This window comes from Acidaminobacterium chupaoyuni, assembly GCF_047936785.1.
Lineage (GTDB): Bacteria > Bacillota > Clostridia > Oscillospirales > Butyricicoccaceae > Acidaminobacterium > Acidaminobacterium chupaoyuni.
Genome location: NZ_CP176394.1, coordinates 82,581 through 102,986, shown reverse-complemented (window position 1 = coordinate 102,986; position 20,406 = coordinate 82,581). Strand labels below are relative to the sequence as shown.

Sequence of the window (20,406 nt, the reverse complement as noted above, 5' to 3'; positions counted from 1 at the left end):
ATGAATCTGAAGTTTTTAAATAACGGCGTTGCGGCGCTGGTGATCCTGATCCTTGCGATTTTGATCATCCCGCTTTCCACCCCCATTTTGGATTTCATGTTTATCATGAACCTCACGCTTTCGCTGGTGATCCTGCTGACGACAATGTATATCAAAGAGCCGCTTGAATTTTCGATTTTTCCTTCGCTGCTGCTCATCACGACGCTGCTGCGCCTCAGCCTCAATGTATCCTCCACCCGTTCGATCCTTACAAAAAACGGATATGCGGGGGAAGTGATCAAAACTTTCGGCCAGTTCGTCATCCGCGGCAATGTGGTGGTGGGCCTGGTGATTTTTCTCATCATCGTTTTGGTGCAGTTCATCGTGATCACGAAGGGCGCGGAACGCGTGGCGGAAGTTTCCGCGCGTTTCACCCTGGATGCGATGCCCGGCAAACAAATGGCCATCGACGCCGATCTCAGTTCCGGCATCATCGATGAAAAACAGGCGCAGGAGCGCAGGCGGAAAATACAGCGCGAGGCCGATTTCTTCGGCTCGATGGATGGCGCGTCGAAGTTCGTCAAGGGCGATGCGATCATCTCGATCATCATCACCTTTATCAACCTGATCGGCGGCATGATCGTCGGCGCGATCAGCGGCGGCAATTTTCAAACCGTGGTCAGCGTTTATTCCACCTCTACGGTGGGCGACGGCCTGATGAGCCAGATCCCGGCCCTGCTGATCTCTGTTGCCACCGGCATGATCGTTACCCGATCCGCATCGGAATCCGACCTGAACAGCGATGTCGTCAGGCAGTTTACTTCCCAGCCCATCGTTTTGATCATATCGGGCGCGGCCATTCCGCTTTTGGTTTTGATCGGGTTCCCGCCCATCGAAACGCTTCTGGTTTCTGCGCTGCTGCTTTCGCTGGGGATCGCCCTGAGAAGAAAAAGCCGGGCGGCGCTGGCCGCTGCGGAAATCAGCGCCCAGCCGGTGGAAGAGATCACCAGTGAAGTGAGCTATTATAAAAATCTCGATAATATTTATGCGCTGCTGTCTGTGGATGCGATCGGCGTAGGGGTCGGATACAGCCTGCTGCCGCTGGTGGATGAAAAAAGCGGCGGGAATTTTCTTGACCGCATCGTCATGCTGAGAAAACAGTTCGCCGATGAAATGGGAATGGTGATCCCCTCCATCCGGCTGAAAGACAGCGGAAATTTAAACCCCAACCAATATGAGATCTTGCTGCGCGGCGAACCGATCGCGGTGGGCGAGATCCTGGTGGATCATTATTTGGGTTTGGCGCCCGAGCAGCTCAGCGCCGAAGATGATGTTGACGGCATAGAGACCACCGAACCCGCCTATGGGCTTCCCGCCAAATGGATCAGCGACGATAAAAGGGCCAGAGCGGAAACGCTGGGATATACGCTGATCGACCCCTCCTCTGTGATCATCACGCATCTGTCAGAGCTTTTGCGCCAGCATGCGCATGAGCTTTTGTCGCGGCAGGAAGTGAAAAAGATGCTGGAAAATCTGAAGAAGACCAACAGCAGCATCGTAGAGGATACCGTGCCGGAAGTGGTATCGCTGAACGACCTGCACCGTGTGCTGCGCAATCTGCTTCGCGAAGGCATTCCGATTTTCGATCTGGAAGTGATTTTGGAAACGCTTTCGGATTATGCGCCCAGCGTCAAAGATTGCGATGTGCTGACGGAATATGTAAGACAGGCGGTCAAACGCACGATCACCCACAGATATTCCACCAGCGGGCATCTGAAGGTCATCAATCTGGATAGCGCGGTGGAAGATACCATCATCCAAAACCTGAAACGCGGCGAAGCCGGTTCCTATCTCTCGCTGGATGCGATGACCATTCAGAAGATCATCGCAAGCACCTCGGCGGAACTGGAAAAAATGAAGAAACTCGTTTCGGAACCCGTGATTTTGACCTCACCCGTGGTGCGCATCTATTTTAAAAAACTGCTCAATCAGTTTTTCCCCAATATAACGGTGCTGTCGTTCAATGATCTTGAAAGCACCGTGCAGATTCAGTCGCTGGGAACGATCGGGTTCTGAGCATATGGAAGAAAGGAGAGAACAGGATGGCCACATTTGAAAGCCAGGCGATCAAAGAAGTGCGGGCGGCAGATCCCGAGGAACTGATGCTGAGATATAAAGAGAGCGGAAGCCTGGAACTTCGCAATCAGCTCGTGATGCATTATCTGCAATATGTGAATACCGCCATCTGGGGCATGCGCACGATCTTGATCTCCAATATTCCCTATGACGATTTTTTCGATCAGGGCGTGCTGGCTTTGATGGAATGCATCGAGCGCTATGACCCCGACCGCGGCGCCAGTTTCGATACATACAGCTATATGGCCATTCGGTGCGCCATGCTGAAATATCTGAGAAAGCAAAACTGGCTATCCAACCGCCTGTGGGAAATGCGCAAAAAGATCGTCCGCGCGCGGGCCGCGCTGGAACAGCAGCTGGGAAGACAGCCGGCCGAACGGGAACTGGCGGAATATCTTGGCATCAGCGAAGGCGAACTGGGCAAATGCGCCATGGAGATCGCCGTTATCGATACCATTTCATTTGAAGAACTTTTAGAATCCGCGGCCGAGAGCAGATACCGTCAGCAGACCCATTCCGTGGAAGGTGAAGTGATCGATAAGATCGTTCGCGGCGAGCTTCAAAAAGCGCTGGCCGAAAGCATCGATCTGCTGGAAGGCAAACAAAAGCAAGTGGTGGCTTTATATTATTATGAAAATCTGAATCTGCGGGAGATCGGAGAGGTTTTGGATGTTTCGCCCCAGCGCGTTTCCCAGATCCGCAAAAAAGCACTGGAAAAACTGATGATCTCAATGAAAGAACGCGGGTTCGACAACCTTGGCTGATCTGATTTTTTAGGAGGGCAAAACAATGTTTTCCGGATATTATACGATTGCCTCGGGCATCTTGACGAGGCAGCATGAAATCAATGTGGCGGGCAACAACCTGACCAATTCGCAAACGCCGGGTTACCGCGCGGAACGGATGGTCACATCATCGTTTGAACAGGAACTTCTCACGCGCAAAGACGCGCGGCGGCAAAACACGATCGGCCCCGCGGCCGCGACGGCCGCCGCCGTTGCGGATGTGCAGCTGGAACTGCAGCAGGGCACGCTTGTGGAAAGCGACAGATCCTGCGACATGGCAATAGCGGGCGACGGCTTTTTCAGCGTTGCGGATGCCGCGGGAAACGAATATCTGACACGCGGCGGCAGCTTCGATCTGGATGCGCAGGGATATCTGGTTTTGCCGGGCTTTGGGCGTGTGATGGGGCAGAACGGATATCTGCGCCCCGGCACTTCCGATTTCACGGTGGAGCCGACGGGCGAAATGATCGGGGCAGACGGCAGGCGGATCGGAACGATCAGGGTTTCCGTTCCTTCCGGAAACGCAGTGCTGAAAAAAGCGGAAAACGGGCTGCTGCGGCTGGAAAGCGGCGGGCTGGAGAGAAGCCCCTCTTCCACGCTGCTGCAAAAAAAGCTGGAACAATCCAATGTGGATCTGAACCGGGAACTCGCCGCACTGATCGAAACGCAGAGGGCTTTTCAAATTTGCGGCGCGGCGCTGCAGATCGATGACGCCATGACGCGAAAAGCCACACAGATCGCCGCAGTTTAATCTTCAAGCGGATAAAGGAGTGCAGATAAAATGAAAACCGCATTTCATGCCGGTGTTTCCGGCCTGATGGCCTATCAGGAATCGCTGAATGTCATCGGAAACAACATCGCCAATGTCAACACCTATGGCTATAAGCCGCAAACCCTTGCTTTTGAAGACCTGCTTTACGGCGAAATGTATGCAAACACAGACAAAAAGCCGCTGAGCGGCCATGGGGTGCGCGCCGTTTCCACCGGCATCGCGGGCGGAATGGCCGAACTTTCCCAAACCGGCAGCGAGATGGATTTTGCGGTGACGGGGAACGGATGGTTCGCCGTGGAAAACGGCGGGGAGAAACAATATACGCGGGATGGCTGTTTTTCCGTGAGCATCACGGGCGCAAACGCCTATCTGGTCACGCAGGACGGCGCATTTGTTCTGGATAAAAACGGAAAACAGATCGCGCTTGAGCGCGATGCGAAAACAGGCAGCTATTCTTATGAGACACTGCCCCAAAGGATCGGTCTGGTGGAATTTGCCAATGCCAATGGACTGCAGCCGGTTTCCGCAAACAGATATGCCGCCACGCAGACATCCGGCAATGCTCAGGCGGTCAAAAACAGCGCGGAAAACATCCGCCAGGGATATTTGGAACGATCGGGCGTCAAGCTTCCCGATGAAATGCTGAATTTGATCCAGGCGCAGCGCGCATATCAGATCAGCGCGCGTGTCGTGCAGGTGGCGGATGAAAACGAGCAGACCGTGAACGGGTTGAGAAAGTAGGGGGAACATGCCGCTTCAAGATTATAGTGAACTCAATGCGATCCAGCTGGATGCACTGTGCGAGATCGGCAACATCGGTTCGGGCAACGCGGCGTCGGCGCTGTCAACCATGCTGGATAAACCGGTGAACATCGCTGTGCCCAAAATCAAAGTGCTTGATTATGAAAGCGTTGTGGAACAGCTGGGCGGCGCCGAAAACGCACTGGTGGGGCTGATGCTGTCGCTGACGGGCGATGTGACAGGCATGATCATGTTTTTGCTTCACAAAGAGTTTGCTCATATGGTGCTGCAGGAACTGACGGGCGGAACGCTTCAGATCGGCACAGAGCTTGATGAGATGAGCAGATCGGCCATCATGGAGGTGGGCAACATCATGGCCGCTTCTTATGTGAACGCCATAGCCTCTTTAACGGGGCTGGAAATCAACATCACGGTTCCCGACCTCTGCGTTGACATGGTGGGCGCCATCCTCAGCGTTCCCGCGATCTATTATGCGGATATCAGCGACAAGATCATTTTTATAGAAGATGAGTTCAACCACAAGACCGATCACGCGGGCAGCCATGTTTTATTGATCCCCGAAACGCAGTCCCTGGCAAAAATTATGGCAAGTTTGGGGCTGGATGGATGAATCAAGTTATCAAAGTGGGAATCGCAGATTTGAATGTGGCGAAAAACGGCGATTCGCTGATCACCTATGCGCTTGGATCCTGCGTGGGGATCTGCCTTTATGACAATGTGGCCAAAGTGGCGGGGCTGTCGCATATCATGCTTCCATCCAGCAGCGGGTTTTCGCCGGTGGGGAAAACAGAAGACAAGTTTGCGGATACGGCGATCATTCGCCTTGTGCGCCTGATGGAGCAATCGGGGGCAAGACCTGCGCGGTTAAAGGCGAAGATCGCGGGCGGCGCGCAGATGTTCGCCTGCGTGAACAATTCGTCGCTTTCCAACATCGGGCAGCGCAATGTTCTTGCCGTGAAGGCGGAACTGCAAAAGCTTCACATCCCCATCATCGCCGAAGATACCGGCAAAGATTACGGGCGCACACAGACGCTTTTTTCCGAGGATGGAAGCATGCTCATCAAATCTGTCAATAAAGGCGAATGGAGATATTGAACAGATGATTTCTTTTCGCCTGTTGCGTTTCCGCCTTTCTGTAGAATAATTAAAAACAGAGCGCTGCCGAGACAGGAACTGCATAAGAAGTTGAAAGGACGTGAGCCTGTGAATGATATGAAGCAGAATGAAATACTTCTGGAAGCAGGAACGAACGAGTTGGAGATCATGGAGTTCACCATAGGGGGTGAAGTGTATGGCATCAATGTTGCGAAAATTCGCGAGATCCTGCAGATGATGCCGATCAAACCCATGCAAAAAGCCCATCCGGATGTGGAGGGAATCTTTAAGCCGAGGGATAAGGTCCTTACGGTCATCAGCCTGGCCAGTTATCTGAACCTGCCGGCATCCGAAAACCCGGAACGGGATCTTTTTATCGTTACGAATTTCAACAATCAGGATTTTGCGTTCCATGTGCACAGCGTCGTCGGCATCGACCGCATTTCCTGGGCCCAGATGAAAAAGCCTGATGCGGTCATTTACGGCGGGAAAGAAGGCGTTGCCACCGCCATTGCGGAATATGACGGCCGCCTGATCACCATTCTCGATTTTGAAGCGATCGTGGCCGATATCAGCCCGGAAACCGGCATCCAGCTTTCTGATATTGAAGCCATGGGCGCCCGCGGCAGAAGCACAAAGCCGATCCTGATCGCGGAAGATTCGATGATGCTTTCGAAAATGATCGTGCAATCGCTGCATCGCGCCGGCTATGAGAACACCATTAAAACAAATAACGGGCAGGAAGCGTTTACCTTCCTTTCAGAGATCAAAGAATCGGGCGACGAGATCAAATCTCATGTGGCGTGCATCATCAGCGATATCGAAATGCCGCTGATGGACGGACACCGGCTCACAAAGCTTGTGAAATCCGATGCCGTGCTTAAAAATATTCCCGTGATCCTGTTTTCTTCGCTCATCAGCGAAGAGGTGCGCATCAAAGGCGAACAGCTGGGCGCGGATGAACAGATCACGAAACCTGAGATCGCCAAATTGGTGGGCGTTGTCGATCGGTTGACGACAGCGGACTGATTTCGCGGCAGCGGTTTTTGAATATATGCCACAAAAGGATAAAGGAGATTCGGGTTATGAAAGAGCCAGATAACAATAAAACGACGCATGCAAGCGACGACCTTTGGCTTACTTTGTCGCTGGCCGGGCAAAAGTATGCGGTAAAATCCGGTTACATCGATTCGATCTTTCAGGTGCAGCAGAAGATCACCGAAGTTCCCCAGACAGACCCGTCTGTTTTAGGGGTGATCACCCTGAGAGGGATGATCCTTCCGCTGGTGAGCATGCGCCTTCTTTTCGGTCTGCGATCTATCGATGCGGAACAGGAAGAATTCTCGCTGATGCTGGAAACCCGCAGAAACGAACACATCAGATGGGTGGAAGAATTTAAAAAATGCGTCTTGAGCCTTCAGGATTTCTCTTTGGCGGATGATCCGCATCTTTGCGCCTTCGGCAAGTGGTATGACGCCTATGAAGCGCCGTCGCAAACGATCAAATCCGTTCTGAGCCAGATCGAAAGGCCCCATGAGGAACTTCACCTCCTGGCCAAAAGCTATAAAAAACTTCAAACACAGGGCAATTGTTCCAAAGAACAATTGAGCCAGCTCATCGACACGGCGGAAGGTTATAAAACACAGATCGTTGAACTGATCGACTGCACCATGGAAGCGTTTGGGGAAAACTCCCGCAAAATGTGCATTGCTTTATCGGATGGAACGACAAATGTGGGGCTTTTGGTGGATGAGATCCATTCCGCAGAGCGGATAAGCGGCATTCGCGCCATGAATAAACAAAACTGCAACCGCTATACCACTTCTGTGGGTGAAATGGCAGATGGAAGCCATGTGATCCTTTTGGATGAAGAGGTGCTGCTGAATTTATAAGAGATCGCTCCTTTTTTGCAGCGGCAGAGAAGGGCTTTTCTTGCAGCCCGATTTTTATGCGGGGAAGATGTGGGAAGAAAGCTTGCGCAGGCTGCACAGACTGCGCAGATGCCCCCTGCGCAAAAAGATGAAAAAGAAAGCTGCATACGCTTGCGGCCGGTGAAACAGAGGAAAGAGGCATCCGTTTTGGGTGCCTCTTTTTTGCCGCCAAGGCGGCCGTATTTACAAATTTTGGCCCGCATGATACAGTGAGAACAGAAAGGGATTGCCTGCTGCGAAAAGAGAAAAGCAAAACAGAAAAAGGAGAAAAGCATGGAAACTATCGTTTTTGTCTGGCCGATCATCACCGTGGTGCAAAGCTTTTTCGCTTATGGCACAGCTTACCGCCTGACAAAACAGGGCGGCGACAATGGGGCGGCGCTTTTCGGCTGGCTTGTTGTGTTGGGGCTTGCTTCCCTTGTTCCGGGCCTTGGCATTTATCTCTGGCGGCAATATAAAGAAGATTGACGGCGGCCTGTGACAACCGGCGGCCTGGCCGGGCCGATGGGGGGAGACATTGTGTGTCCCATGGCAAAATAACCGGGCATTGCTCGCTTGATGTCCTGTTCTTTCGGCCGGACCGATGCTATTCTATCCACGGAAAGGAGAACGCAGCAACGATGAATCAAATCAAAATCGGAACTTTTATGAAAGAGCTTCGCAAAGAGAAAAACATCACCCAGGAACAGTTTGCGGAAAAATTCAATGTTTCCCGCAGAACGGTATCAAGATGGGAAACAGGAAGCAATATGCCGGATCTGGATATTTTGATCCGGATCTCCGAATACTGTGAGGTCGATCTCCGCGAATTGCTGGATGGAGAGAGGAAAAGCGAGAAGATGAATAAAGAATTGGAAGAAACCGTGCTGAAGGTTGCGGATTACAGCAATGAAGAAAAACAAAAACTCACCGGTCGGCTGCATCTTTTGTTTATCGGCGGGTTGGCGGCGGCTGTTCTTTATATGGCGCTGCTGTTCAGCGGCCACGCAGATCATTTTTTGGGCGGCCTGTGCCTGGGCATCACCTTTGGCATGATGATCGTAGGCGTTATGATGACAAGCAGATATGCGCTGAAGATCAGAGCATTTCTGCACAGATGCTAAACCCGGCAAACCGGGCGGATGCTATCCGCGGCCTGTGCCTGGCGCAGCAAAAATGAAACGACGGATGAAAACAGCCGCCCCCCGGACCTTTTGCGGTTCGTGGGGCGGCTGATCTGATTTTCGGAAAGCAAATTTTCAATATCGGCGCAAAACCGGTCTGTTTCGCGCTTAAGGGTGGATGCGCCCCATGATCCATTCATCGGCATATTGGCCGTCGCGAATGGCGGAACCATGGAGATAGCCTTCTTTTTCGAAGCCGAATTTTTCATAAAGGGCAATGGCGCGGGTGTTATCGGCGAACACCGAAAGCTCAAGCCGATGCAGCATCAGCCAGCGGTCGGCCAGATTCACCGCCGCCTGCATCAGCGCGGTTCCCGCCCCGATGCCCTGATAATCGCGGTGAACCATGATGACGATATGGCCGCAGTGGCGCCTGCGGGGCTGAGAAAACACGGTCAGGCCGATGCTGCCGATCAGGGTCTCCGCGCCGTCGTCTTCGCGGGCGATGGCCACGAACTGGTGGTTGTTGGGGCCCAGCGAATTCAAAAAATCCTCGTTTTGCCCGGTGCGCTCGGAAGGAATGCCCAAAATGTTTTCAAAAACGCCGGGCATCCTGCGCAGTTCGGAAAAAGCGGCGGCATCTTTTGCTTCCACCGGCCGAATAAAGAATTCCATAACGATCCCTCTTATCATCTTTGTTTCAAACAGTATAGCATCGCCCGAAAAAGGGCGCAAGAAAAACAGCGCATCGGGCAGCAAAAAAGCGCGGAAGAATGCCAAAAAAATAACGCACTTTTTTACGAAAACCCCCGCGAGAATGCCAAAAAAATAACACACTTTTCGGCGGAAAAACCACACGCGGGGGCATTTGAGGTTTTTATGAAAAAAGTGAAGAAATCAAGGCAAAAACGAAAAAAACGCCATGCCGAAAAAAATGCAGAATCAGCCAGAAAAGAAACCGAGAACGAAAATTATTGAAGCTTGGGTGGGAAAATGATGGGATAAATTGCGTAATTCAGGAATTATTGAAGGAAAAAGGGCCGCCGCCCGTCACTTGACAATTTAATGGCTGGGATTTAAACTAAAGGTCAGTGGGTAAACCTAAAAACGGATATTCACACACATATGAGGAGGCAGTTAAAATGAACGCTTACATGCAGAAAGTTCTGGATGATGTTAAGGCACGCAATGCCGGCGAAAACCTGTTCATTCAGACCGTCGAAGAAGTCTTTAAGAGCATCGAAACTGTAGTAGAACAGCATCCCGAATATGAAAAAATGGGCCTGCTGGAAAGAATGTGCGAACCTGAACGCACCATCGAATTCCGTGTAACCTGGACAGACGACAAGGGCGAAGTTCATGTGAACCGCGGCTATCGTGTGCAGTTCAACGGCGCGATCGGGCCTTACAAGGGCGGCCTGCGTTTCCACCCCTCTGTAACCCTGGATACCATGAAGTTCCTGGGCTTTGAACAAACCTTCAAAAACAGCCTGACCAGCCTGCCCATCGGCGGCGCTAAGGGCGGCAGCGATTTCGACCCCCGCGGCCGCAGTGATGCAGAAATCATGCGTTTCTGCCAGGCTTTCATGACCGAGCTGTATCGCCACATCGGCCCCGATGTTGACGTTCCCGCCGGTGATATCGGTGTTGGCGGCCGTGAAATCGGCTATCTGTATGGCCAGTATAAGCGCATCAAGGGCTGCTGGGAAAACGGCGTTCTGACCGGCAAGGGCCTGTCTTACGGCGGTTCCTATTTCCGCCCCGAAGCGACCGGCTATGGCGCAACTTATTATCTGGTTGAAGTTCTGAAGCATTACGGCGAAGACCTGAAGGGCAAGACTGTTGCCGTTTCCGGTTTTGGCAATGTGGCTTGGGGCGTCTGCGAAAAAGTTGCTCAGCTGGGCGGCAAAGTTGTCACAATTTCCGGCCCTGACGGCTATTGCTATGATCCCGATGGCATCGTAACACCCGAAAAGATCAACTACCTGCTCGAGATGCGTGCTTCCGGCCGCGACCGCGCTCAGGATTATGCTGATAAATTCGGCGTGAAGTTCGTTCCTAAGGCAAAAGTCTGGGGCGAAAAATTCGATATTGCTATGCCTTGCGCTTACCAGAACGAAATCGGCATGAAAGAAGCCGAAGAGATGGTGAAGAACGGCCTGCAGTATTATATCGAAGTTGCTAACATGCCCACAACAAACGAAGCTCTGGCTTATCTGCAGGAACATTGCAAGATCGTTGCTCCTTCCAAGGCTGTTAATGCCGGCGGCGTAGCAACCTCTGCTTTGGAAATGGCTCAGAACTCCGCTCGTTACAGCTGGAAGCCCGAAGAAGTGGATGAAAAACTGCATCATATCATGAAGAGCATCCATGACGAATCCGCCAAGGCTGCCGAAGAATGCGGCATGGGCTATGATCTGGTTGCCGGCGCTAACATCGCAGGCTTCAAGAAAGTTGCCGAAGCCATGATGGCTCAGGGCTTGATCTAAGCGAATCATCGGTTTGCGGGCCTGCCCCCGGGCGGCCGAAAACCTTTTGAGCGCGGCGTTGCTTTCGGGCGATGCCGCGTTCCCTTTTGAAAAAAGCATACAAAAAAAGCAGACAGTTTTCTGTCTGCTTTTTTTGTATGAGATGAAGAGAGAAAAATATGAGAATGAGATGAGTTAGCAAACTTGAGCGGTTTTCCCACCGGGGATGGCTTTGAGCAGGCTTTTCAATAAAGAAACACTGCCCTGCACGGCGGCGTCGCATTCTTCTTTATAAGAATGGCGGCGGCTGAGAAAATCGCGATAGCGGCGGATGAACCCATGGAGATCTTTCGATTTGAACGGATCACCGCTGTTCATGGCCGATTTTTCGGCATCTGTCAAACCGCGGCGGAAAGCGCGCGATTGCCGAATTTCATAAAGCAGGTGCTGTATCTTGCTGTAATTCTGGGGCATGATATGGGCATCACAGAAAGAATCTGCGGTGTAATGGCAAATGACGCCCAATTGAAAGCTGCGGCGGAAAGAACCGGCCTCGGCCGCAATGCGGCTGAACAGCCGCGCTTCGCGCAGCGCGTCTAAAATGTTATGCTTGTAATGAAAGGTTTTATAAGTGAAATCGGGATAGATGCTGCCCAAGACAAAAGGGAACGCCGAAACTTTATAAGAATAACGCGATTCCAAAACGCGGCGAACATGGTTTGCGATGCGGATATGCGGAAGAGGGAGCATACGATTCACCTCACTGAATGTGCCTTTCATGTTTCTATGATGTGAGTATAACGGGCAAATATGTGAAGAATATGATGGAATTGTGAAGAATTTGCAAAGTCGTGTCATTGCCTTGACGGAAGTATGCGGCAGTGCTACGATTGAAATAAGGAAGATCTTTCCGCCGCGCGGCCGTGAAGCGCGGGGAATTTTTTGAAATTTTAATGGCACACGGAAAAGAAAGGGGAAATTATGAGAAAAACAAAAATTGTTTGCACCTTGGGCCCGGCCTGCGATGATCCGGCGATCTTGCGCCGCATGATGGAAGCGGGCATGGCCGTGGCAAGGTTTAATTTTTCCCATGGCACGCATGAAGAACAGCAGGCCAGATATGACCGTTTCTGCGCCATCCGCGCAGAACTGGGGCTGCCGGTGGCGACCATGCTGGATACGAAAGGGCCCGAGATCCGCCTGAAGAAATTTGCGGCGGGCAAAGTGACGCTGAAAAAAGGGCAGCTGTTCACCCTGCATTGCGGCGAAGAAAAACCCGGCGATGAATCGGGATGCTGTGTTTCTTATGAAAAGCTTTATCAGGATATCGGCGGCGGCGCCACAATTTTGCTGGATGACGGCCTGATCGAATTGAAAGTGGAAGAAGTCAGCGGCAAAGATATTATTTGCCGCGTGGTCAACGGCGGCCCGGTTTCCGACAGAAAAGGGGTCAATTTGCCCAATGTGCGGTTTTCGATGCCCTATCTTTCCGAAAAGGATGAAGAAGATATTCTGTTCGCCGTGAAAAACGATTATGATTTCATCGCGGCTTCTTTCGTGCGCAGCGCCGAAGATGTGATGCAGATCCGCCGCATTTTAAAAAGGGAACAGGCCGATATCGAGATCATCGCCAAAATCGAAAACGCCGAAGGCATGTCGAACGCCGATGAAATTTTGGAAGCGGCCGACGGCGTGATGGTGGCGCGCGGCGATATGGGGGTGGAGATCCCCTTTGAGCAGCTGCCCGCCATTCAGAAAACGCTGATCAAAAAAGCCAACAGCCTGGGCAAGATCGTCATTACCGCCACACAGATGCTGGATTCGATGATGAAGAACCCGCGCCCCACCCGCGCAGAGGTATCCGATGTGGCCAACGCCGTTTATGACGGCACAGGAGCCATCATGCTTTCGGGCGAAACCGCCGCGGGGGCATATCCCGAAGAAGCGGTGAAGGCCATGGCCGCCATTGCCGCTTATGCCGAGCAAAGCATCAATTATGTGGGCCGCTTGCGCCAGCGTGAAGAAGAAAAAGAACCCACTGTGACCGATGCCATCTCTTATGCCACCTGCACAGCGGCGGCCGCACTGAATTGCCGCGCCATCATCCCCGTTTCAAAAACGGGCAGAACGGCGCGCATGATCTCGAAATTCCGCCCCTCCGTGCCCATTGTCTGCTGCACCAACAGTGAAAAGAGCTGCCGCAGGTTGAGCCTTGTCTGGGGCGTCTGCCCGCTGATGATCGAAGAGCGTGACAACACAGACGCGCTGTTTGATGAAGCCATTGCCGCCGCAAAAGCCGGCGGGCTGGTGGAAGAAAACGATAAAGTTGTGCTGACGGCGGGGTGGCCGCTGGGCGTGACCGGAACAACAAATTTGATGAAAATTGAAACCGTGAAATAAAAAAGCGTCGGCACAACGCGGCGAAAGCCGCGCGGCGCGGGCGCGCCGAAGGAACAGGGGCGGATCGCATCCGCCCCTGTTCTATCATAGGGGGCCCCCGAAAAAGCCTGTGGCTTTTTGGGGGAAAGCTGACGGCGGGGTGGCCGCTGGGCGTGGCCGGAACAACAAATTTGATGAAAATTGAAACCGTGAAATAAAAAAGCGTCGGCACAACGCGGCGAAAGCCGCGCGGCGCGGGCGCGCTGAAGGAACAGGGGCGGATCGCATCCGCCCCTGTTCTATCATAGGGGGCCCCCGAAAAAGCCTGTGGCTTTTTGGGGGAAAGCTGACGGCGGGGTGGCCGCTGGGCGTGGCCGGAACAACAAATTTGATGAAAATTGAAACCGTGAAATAAAAAAGCGTCGGCACAACGCGGCGCAGATCGGTAAAAATAAAAAACCAAAAGGCGGAGGGGTTCCCTCCGCCTTTTGGCAATTAATTTGATGGAGTGTGAAATTCAAGAGCAGATATTTGCGCGTCTCTGCTTTATAAAAAGGATATCATGGAACGGGCGGGATGTCGAATCGTTTTTTCGAATGTTGCGGCGGCGATTTATTGAAAAGGAAAATGAAACGCAAAAAGGGAAGAAAAAATAAGTTCAGAGGATGAACTATTTTACCCCCAACGCTTGCGAGTGGGGCAGAAAATGTGTATGATAAGAAAAGAGAAACGCGAAAGGAGAAACGAATGAAGGCTTTAGCGGAATTGATTCGCGGCGATATGAAAATCGCTTATGGCGTAACGGAACCCGGGGCGATCGCTTATGCCTGCGCCAAAGCGCATTCGCTTTGCGGCGGAAAAGTGAGCGCGGTAGAGCTTGCCGTCAATTCGGGCATTTACAAGAATGCCTTTACCTGCGCCATTCCCGGCACAAAAGAAAAGGGGAACGGCTGGGCGGCGGCTTTGGGCGCGGTGGCGGGGGATGCCGAAAAACAACTGGCGGCGCTGGATGGCCTGACCGCGCGGCAGATCGCGGAAGCGGGCGCATTGATCGAAAGCGGCGCCGTTACGGTGAAGATGCAAAACATTTCGCCCGTTATTTTGATCGACGCCACGGTGAAAACCGAAAACGGCGTTGGCCGCGCCGTGATCGAGCATACCCATACTTCCCTCACTTTATTGCAGAAAAACGGTGAAACGGTTTTTCAGGCAGCGGCAGAGCAGGCGGAAGACGACCCCTGCGAAGAGATCAAAGCCAGAACGCTGGAAGAACTTGTGGATTACGCCAAAACCGTTCCCATAGAAGAACTGGCCTTTTTGCGCGAGGCTTTTTCCACCGACCTTGCCTTATATGAAGAAGGGAAAAAAGAGGGGAAAACGCCCATCACGCAGGCTCTGATCGATGAAAATGACGGGCGCGAGCTCAGCCGCGACTTGAAAAAGAGCATGAGCATTTTTGCATGCGGCCCCATCGAAGCCCGTGTAACGGGCGCGGCGGCCCCTGCCACAGCATTTTGGGCAGCACGCCCGAGCTTACCATGCAGAATATCGGCTATATTGCGTCGCCCGGCATGAGCGCCACCGAAGAAACCATCGTCGAGATCATGGAAACACGAAAAACACCCCGCGCGGGGCGCTGAAAAAGCGTGCCGGCGCAAAAATAAACAGAAGTATTCGGGAAAGGAACGGCCTATGAGCATCTATCAAGAAGCAAAATCCATTGAAAATGAGATCATCGCATGGCGCAGATATTTTCATCAGCACGCCGAAGTGGGGCAGAATCTGCCTGTTACGGCGGCAAAGGTGAAAGAAGAACTGGAAAAAATGGGCGTGGAATATCGCGAGATCATTCCCAACGCCATCATGGCCACCATCGGCAAAAAAGGCGGAAGATCCATCCTGCTGCGCGGCGATATGGATGCGCTGCCCATGAGCGAGCAAACAGGCCTGCCTTTTGCTTCGCAAAACCCGGGCGCCATGCATTCCTGCGGCCATGATACCCACACGGCCATGCTGCTGGGCGCGGCAAAGCTGCTGAAAGCCCACGAAGATCAGCTGGAGGGCCTTGCCATCCTGATGTTCCAATCGGATGAAGAAGGGCTTACCGGCGCCCGAGATATGATCGCCGCCGGCGCTTTGGAAAACCCCCATCCCGATCGCGCCGTGGCCATCCATATTTCGGCCGATGCGGTGAAAACGGGGCAGATCCTCATTAAAAGCGGCGTGTGCATGGCTTCCAGCGATGGGTTCCGCATCACGCTTCACGGCAAGGGCGGCCATGGCGCCGCGCCGGAAGAAGCCATCAACCCGATTTTTGCCGCGGTGAAGATCATCGGCGCGTTTGAAGATATCGCCCGCTATGAGATCGACCCCCAGTCGCCTTCGGTGGTGAATATCTGCGCGCTGAACGCGGGCACCACTTATAACATCATCCCCAACGATTGCGTCATCATGGGAACGGTGAGAATGTTCGATGAAGAAAAACGCGCGATCCTGCTGGGCCGCCTTCAGCAGGCGATGCATTCCATCGCCGAGCTTTACCGCTGCCGCGCGGAATGGTATATCGGCCAGACAGCCCCCAGCACCCGCAGCGACGAACAGGCCGCCGAAGCCACCGCCGCCAGCCTGAAAGGCTGTCTGCCCGAAGCGGAAGTGCTGCCTGTTTCCACCGAAAAAGCCATGGGCAGCGAAGATTTTTCTTTCGTCACCCAAAAAGTGCCTTCCGTAATGATCTCACTGGGCAGCACGAGCCCCGAAGGCAAGTCTTTCCCCATGCATCACCCCTGTGTGCTGTTCGATGAAAACGCGTTTGCCTATGGCACGGCGGCTTATACCTGCATTGCCATGGATTATTTAAGATAGAGGGGGCGAAACGATGGATATTCTTGAAAAAGCAAAGGCCATGGAAGACGAGATCATCGCATGGCGCAGATATTTTCATCAGAACCCCGAACTGGGAATGGATCTGCCAAAAACCGCGGCGAAGGTGAAGGAAGAACTGGAAAAAATGGGCGTGGAATACCGCGAGGCGGCGCCCAACGCCATCATGGCCTTCATCGGCCCAAAAGGCGGAAGATCTATCCTGCTGCGCGGCGATATGGATGCGCTGCCCCTGCAGGAGGCCACCGGCCTGCCCTATGCTTCCCAGACAGAAGGCAAAATGCACGCCTGCGGCCACGATACCCACACCGCCATGCTGCTGGGCGCGGCGAAGCTGCTCAAAGAGCAGGAAGCCCGGCTTGAAGGGCTGGCGATGCTGATGTTCCAGCCCGGCGAAGAAACGCTGGAAGGCGCAAAAGCCATGATCGAAGCGGGCGCTTTGGAAACCCCCCGCCCCGATTACGCCATGGCGCTGCATATCGCGGGCATGCCGCTGAAAACAGGCCAGGTCAAAATCGCCAGCGGCCCCTGTGCCGCTTCCAGCGATTGCTACCGCATCGTGCTGCATGGCAAGGGCGGCCACGGCGCTTCGCCCCAAAAGGCCATCAATCCCATCTTTGCCGCGGCGAAGATCATCGAAGCGTTCACCGATCTGGGCCGCTATGAGATCGACCCTCAGATGCCTTCGGTGGTGAACACCTGCGCCATCCATTCGGGCACGATCTATAATGTGATTCCCAACGATTGCGAGATCAAAGGCACCGTCAGGATGTTCAACGAAGAAAACCGCGCCCGCATTCTGAAAAGAATGCAGGAAACAGCGGAAAAGATCGCCGATCTTTATCGCTGCGGCGTGGAATGGCATATCGACCTTGCGGCCCCCAGCAATTACAGCAACGAGGTGTTCGCCCGCACGCTGCACGGCTGGCTGACCAGCCGCCTGACAGGGGCCGAGATCAAGCCGCTATCCACCGAAAAGATGATGGGCAGCGAAGATTTCGCCTATGTTTCACAGCTTGTGCCTTCCTGCGCCGTGGAACTGGGCGCAGGTTCGCCCCAGATCCCTGATTATCCGGCCCATCACCCCATGGTGCAGTTCGATGAAAAGGCGTTTGCCTATGGAACCGCCGTTTATGCGCAGGCCGCCCTTTCTTATTTGACGAAAGAATAAACCGATCGCTCTTTTCGCTTCGGCGAAAGTTCTATAAAAGGAGATAAAGTTATGAGCATCTATCAAGAAGTGAAAGCCATTGAACCCCAGATCATCGAATGGCGCAGAACCATCCACCATCATCCGGAACTGGGCAAAAAACTGCCCCAGACCACGGCTATCGTAAAGGCACAGCTGGAAAAACTGGGCATTCCCTATGAAGAGATCTGCCCCTGCGGCATCGTAGGCCTCATCGGCAAAAACGAAAACGGCAAGCGCATTTTGCTGCGCGCCGATATGGATGCCCTGCCCATGGGCGAAGAAACAGGCCTGCCTTTTGCTTCGGAATGCCCCAATGTGATGCATTCCTGCGGCCATGATGTGCATACCTCCATGCTGCTGGGCGCGGCCACTGTGCTGAAAGCCCACGAAGATGAGCTGAACGGCCAGGTGGTCTTGATGTTCCAGCCCGATGAAGAAGGAACGGAAGGCGGCGGCGCCCGCGTGATGGTGGCAAACGGCCTCATCGAAAAATATCATCCCAATGTGGCTGTGGGCGCGCACATGGCTTCCGACATTGTGAAAACCAACCAGATCTCGCTGAAAAGCGGGCCTTCCAGCGCTTCCAGCGACCGTATTACCGTGAACCTGAAAGGCAAAGGCGGCCATGGCGCGCGCCCCCATCAATCGGTCAACCCCATCCTTTGCGCCATGAAGATCGCCGAAGCCATCACCGATATCGGCCGTTATGAAGTGGATGCGCAGCAGCCCACCGTGATCACCATCTGCACCTTCCACGCGGGTTCCGCCGCCAACATCATCCCCGAAACCTGCTCGTTCAGCGGCACCCTGCGCACCTTCAATGAAGAACTGCGCCAGTTTATTTTAAAGCGTGTGGAAGAAGTGGCCGGCGAGATCGCCCGCGCTTATCGCTGTGATCTGGATCTGGATCTGCATGCCGGCACACCGCCGCTGATCTGCGACCCCGCATTCACCGCTTTGGGCCACCAGTGGCTCAGCGAGACTTTGGGAAAAGAAGAAGGCATCGAGATCCCGCCGCTTTCCGAAGAAAAAAGCATGGGCAGCGAAGATTTCGCCTATGTTTCCAATGCGGTGCCCGCCTTTATGTTCTCCGTGGGCAGCACAAGCCACCAAGACCGCGTTTATCCTTTGCATAACCCCAAGATCATCTTTGATGAAGCGGGCTTTGCAGCGGGCGCGGCGGCTTATGCGCAGATGGCCTACAGCTACCTGACAAAATAATGAAGACGATATTGGTTATTGACGGAAAAGGCGGCGGCATGGGCGGCGCTTTGGTCAGCCGCCTGAAAGCGGTGGTGGAAGGGGCTGAGATCCTGGCCGTGGGCACCAACGCGCTGGCCACTTCGGCTATGCTGAAGGCCGGCGCAGATGACGGCGCCACGGGCGAAAATTCCATTGTGACGCTGGCCGCCAAGGCGGATGTCATCGCGGGCCCCATCGGCATCGTGCTGGCCGATTCCATGCTGGGCGAGATCACCGCGGCCATGGCCGCCGCCGTGAGCCGCAGCAGCGCGTATAAGGTGCTCATCCCCAACGCGAAAAGCCATGTGGTCATCTGCGGCAATCAGGAACTGCCTCTGGGCAGATATCTGGAAGACGCAGTGGAAAAGATCATACAGGCGCTGCAATAGCCGCGGGGCAAAAAACGGCGCCTTGAAAACGCTTCGTTTTAAACCCCTGCGCCGAAACTGATGAAAAAGCCTGCGGAAATTTCCGCAGGCTTTTTACGCGATTGTTTAAAGGATGACCACCGGTTTGATCAGATCTTTTGGCTTGTCTTTCATCAGCTGAAGTGCTTCTTCCATATGCGAGAAGCCATTGAAGCGGTGAGTGAGCATCTTGCCGGGATCGACACGGCCCGTTTCCATCAAAGCGGCCAGCTTTTCCATGCGCAGACGGCCGCCGGGCATCAGGCCGCCCGCAATGATCTTGTGGCCCATGCCGCAGCCCCATTCCACGCGGGGGATGCGAATGAACTCACCGGAGCCCAGATAGTTCACATTGCCAATTCGGCCGCCGGGCTTGAGCATCGTTACGGCATCGATGAAAGTATCGTTGTCGCCGCCTGCCACAATCACCTTATCGACACCCTTGCCATGGGTTTTTTCCATGATCTGTTCCACGATATTGCCCTGGTGATAATCGATCACATCGGTGGCGCCATATTCCCGCGCCAGCGCCACACAGTTGGGCCGCGAACCCACGGCATACAAATGGGAAGCGCCCCGCAGCGCTGCCGCCGCAACGCCCATCAGGCCAACAGGGCCGATACCGATGACGCACACAGAATCACCAAACTGGATATCCGCCAGCTCTGCGCCATGGAACCCTGTGGGAACCATATCGCTGAGCATTACCGCGGCCGCAGGATCAACGCCATCCGGCAGCAGAGCCAAATTGCCATCCGCTTCATTCACATGGAAATATTCCGCGAAAACACCGTCTTTGAAATTCGAAAATTTCCAGCCCGCCAGCATTCCGCCGGAGTGCATAGCATAGCCGGCCTGCGATTCCACTTTTGACCAATCGGGCGTGATGGCGGGGATGATCACTCGATCGCCGGGTTTGAAATCTTTCACCAGATTGCCGACTTCCACCACTTCGCCAACGGCCTCGTGGCCCAAGATCATGTTATGACGGTCGCCGATGGCGCCTTCATACACCGTGTGGATATCTGAGGTGCAGGGAGATACTGCGAGGGGCTTTACAATGGCATCCAGGGGGCCGCAGGCGGGCATCTCTTTCTCGATCCAGCCTACCTGCCCGATTTTGAGCATGGCAAATCCTTTCATACTATGTTCTCCTTTCGGATATTGAGTTGATTCATTATTTCATAGAAAAATGAGTTTGTCAATAATTTAACACTATTCCGTTTCATTGTTTACAAATGATTAAAATATGTAAAATAGAAGATTGTATTTGGA

General features: G+C 53.5%; 20 protein-coding genes. 17 read left to right on the top strand and 3 right to left on the bottom strand.

The features are described 5' to 3' along the window. The 10 genes from flhA (at nt 1) to ACJA3I_RS00405 (ending at nt 8,563) form a co-directional block, all read left to right on the top strand. On the top strand, nt 1-2,055 hold the full coding sequence (gene flhA / locus ACJA3I_RS00450; protein WP_458862808.1) for a flagellar biosynthesis protein FlhA: 2,055 nt from the start codon (nt 1-3) through the stop codon (nt 2,053-2,055). 26 nt (nt 2,056-2,081) lie between these two features. Continuing rightward, complete coding sequence (locus ACJA3I_RS00445) at nt 2,082-2,879, top strand: sigma-70 family RNA polymerase sigma factor (protein WP_458862807.1); 798 nt, start codon at nt 2,082-2,084, stop codon at nt 2,877-2,879. Between the two features lie 25 nt (nt 2,880-2,904). Next, nucleotides 2,905-3,651 carry a flagellar hook-basal body protein gene (locus ACJA3I_RS00440; protein WP_458862806.1) on the top strand — a complete coding sequence of 249 codons (747 nt, stop codon included), beginning with the start codon at nt 2,905-2,907 and terminating at the stop codon, nt 3,649-3,651. 30 nt (nt 3,652-3,681) lie between these two features. After that, entirely contained in the window at nt 3,682-4,413 is a 732-nt protein-coding gene (locus ACJA3I_RS00435; RefSeq protein WP_458862805.1) for a flagellar hook-basal body protein, read from the top strand. A 7-nt stretch (nt 4,414-4,420) separates the two neighbouring features. Further along, nucleotides 4,421-5,044: a chemotaxis protein CheC gene (locus ACJA3I_RS00430; protein WP_458862804.1), complete on the top strand. Its 624-nt coding sequence runs from the start codon at nt 4,421-4,423 to the stop codon at nt 5,042-5,044. Further along, nucleotides 5,041-5,529 carry a chemotaxis protein CheD gene (locus ACJA3I_RS00425; protein WP_458862803.1) on the top strand — a complete coding sequence of 163 codons (489 nt, stop codon included), beginning with the start codon at nt 5,041-5,043 and terminating at the stop codon, nt 5,527-5,529. Before ACJA3I_RS00430 ends, ACJA3I_RS00425 begins: the two co-directional genes overlap by 4 nt. 117 nt (nt 5,530-5,646) lie before the next feature. Then, nucleotides 5,647-6,558 carry a chemotaxis protein gene (locus ACJA3I_RS00420; protein ID WP_458863804.1) on the top strand — a complete coding sequence of 304 codons (912 nt, stop codon included), beginning with the start codon at nt 5,647-5,649 and terminating at the stop codon, nt 6,556-6,558. A gap of 56 nt (nt 6,559-6,614) precedes the next feature. Beyond that, entirely contained in the window at nt 6,615-7,421 is an 807-nt protein-coding gene (locus tag ACJA3I_RS00415; RefSeq protein WP_458862802.1) for a chemotaxis protein CheW, read from the top strand. A gap of 312 nt (nt 7,422-7,733) precedes the next feature. Beyond that, complete coding sequence (locus ACJA3I_RS00410; RefSeq protein ID WP_458862801.1) at nt 7,734-7,928, top strand: hypothetical protein; 195 nt, start codon at nt 7,734-7,736, stop codon at nt 7,926-7,928. Nucleotides 7,929-8,080: 152 nt separating this feature from the next. Continuing rightward, nucleotides 8,081-8,563 carry a helix-turn-helix domain-containing protein gene (locus tag ACJA3I_RS00405; RefSeq protein WP_458862800.1) on the top strand — a complete coding sequence of 161 codons (483 nt, stop codon included), beginning with the start codon at nt 8,081-8,083 and terminating at the stop codon, nt 8,561-8,563. A 168-nt stretch (nt 8,564-8,731) separates the two neighbouring features. On the opposite strand, the gene ACJA3I_RS00400 is transcribed toward ACJA3I_RS00405, so the two are convergent. Next, entirely contained in the window at nt 8,732-9,238 is a 507-nt protein-coding gene (locus ACJA3I_RS00400; RefSeq protein ID WP_458862799.1) for a GNAT family N-acetyltransferase, read from the bottom strand. A 467-nt stretch (nt 9,239-9,705) separates the two neighbouring features. Here ACJA3I_RS00400 and gdhA point away from each other — a divergent pair, with 467 nt between their 5' ends. Then, nucleotides 9,706-11,052, top strand: a complete 1,347-nt coding sequence (gene gdhA / locus ACJA3I_RS00395) for an NADP-specific glutamate dehydrogenase (RefSeq protein ID WP_458862798.1) — start codon at nt 9,706-9,708, stop codon at nt 11,050-11,052. A gap of 174 nt (nt 11,053-11,226) precedes the next feature. Here the strand turns inward: gdhA and ACJA3I_RS00390 are convergent, their stop codons facing one another. After that, complete coding sequence (locus ACJA3I_RS00390) at nt 11,227-11,781, bottom strand: zinc dependent phospholipase C family protein (RefSeq protein WP_458862797.1); 555 nt, start codon at nt 11,779-11,781, stop codon at nt 11,227-11,229. A 231-nt stretch (nt 11,782-12,012) separates the two neighbouring features. On the opposite strand from ACJA3I_RS00390, the gene pyk reads away from it, so the two are divergent. From pyk to ACJA3I_RS00360, 6 genes are all read left to right on the top strand, one after another. After that, nucleotides 12,013-13,431: a pyruvate kinase gene (pyk, locus tag ACJA3I_RS00385; RefSeq protein WP_458862796.1), complete on the top strand. Its 1,419-nt coding sequence runs from the start codon at nt 12,013-12,015 to the stop codon at nt 13,429-13,431. A 726-nt stretch (nt 13,432-14,157) separates the two neighbouring features. After that, a complete protein-coding gene (locus tag ACJA3I_RS00380) occupies nt 14,158-14,985 on the top strand; it encodes a hypothetical protein (RefSeq protein WP_458862795.1) in 828 nt (275 codons plus the stop codon). A 117-nt stretch (nt 14,986-15,102) separates the two neighbouring features. After that, nucleotides 15,103-16,272 carry a M20 metallopeptidase family protein gene (locus ACJA3I_RS00375; RefSeq protein WP_458862794.1) on the top strand — a complete coding sequence of 390 codons (1,170 nt, stop codon included), beginning with the start codon at nt 15,103-15,105 and terminating at the stop codon, nt 16,270-16,272. Nucleotides 16,273-16,285: 13 nt separating this feature from the next. Next, a complete protein-coding gene (locus tag ACJA3I_RS00370) occupies nt 16,286-17,461 on the top strand; it encodes a M20 metallopeptidase family protein (RefSeq protein WP_458862793.1) in 1,176 nt (391 codons plus the stop codon). A gap of 51 nt (nt 17,462-17,512) precedes the next feature. Further along, a complete protein-coding gene (locus ACJA3I_RS00365) occupies nt 17,513-18,703 on the top strand; it encodes a M20 metallopeptidase family protein (protein ID WP_458862792.1) in 1,191 nt (396 codons plus the stop codon). 11 nt (nt 18,704-18,714) lie between these two features. Further along, nucleotides 18,715-19,113 (top strand): DUF3842 family protein, encoded by a 399-nt coding sequence (locus ACJA3I_RS00360; RefSeq protein WP_458862791.1) that lies wholly within the window; start codon nt 18,715-18,717, stop codon nt 19,111-19,113. Between the two features lie 105 nt (nt 19,114-19,218). On the opposite strand, the gene ACJA3I_RS00355 is transcribed toward ACJA3I_RS00360, so the two are convergent. Then, nucleotides 19,219-20,274 carry an NAD(P)-dependent alcohol dehydrogenase gene (locus ACJA3I_RS00355; RefSeq protein ID WP_458862790.1) on the bottom strand — a complete coding sequence of 352 codons (1,056 nt, stop codon included), beginning with the start codon at nt 20,272-20,274 and terminating at the stop codon, nt 19,219-19,221. Nucleotides 20,275-20,406: the final 132 nt, after the last annotated feature.